Source organism: Enterobacter sp. IF2SW-B1, assembly GCF_001743375.1.
GTDB lineage: Bacteria > Pseudomonadota > Gammaproteobacteria > Enterobacterales > Enterobacteriaceae > Enterobacter > Enterobacter bugandensis.
The window spans coordinates 1-364 of record NZ_MJAA01000366.1; the positions used below are offsets into that span (position 1 = coordinate 1).

Below are 364 nucleotides of genomic sequence, written 5' to 3' on the forward strand. Positions count from 1 at the left end.
ACGGCTTCAGGGTAGTGAACACGGTGGTCATGCGCGCGAAGTGCGCGATGGTTTCCGCATCGCCGTCGAACTGCCAGTTGTCGCCAGGGCGGTTGCCCTCGTGGGTACGCATCATCGGCGTAAAGGCGCTGAAGGCGCACCAGCGCAGCAGCAGCGCCTTGCTGCGCTTCATCTCGAACCGGGTGGTATAGCCGCCGATGTCGCTGTGGGGCAGGCCGGGCCCGGTCAGCGCCAGCGACAGCGCCGCAGGGAGGACGGACGCCAGGCCGTCAGCCAGGCTCCAGTCGACGTTCTGATCCCCCGCCCACCTCATCACCGAGTGCTTCTGGCTGCCGGTGTAGCCCGCGCGCATGAAGAACAGGAT

Annotated in this window: 1 protein-coding gene; it reads right to left on the reverse strand. The window is 66.8% G+C overall.

The annotated features are described in order from the left end of the window. On the reverse strand, positions 1 to 364 hold a 364-nt coding region (locus tag A6013_RS24685), incomplete at both ends, for a TIM-barrel domain-containing protein (protein WP_302622517.1).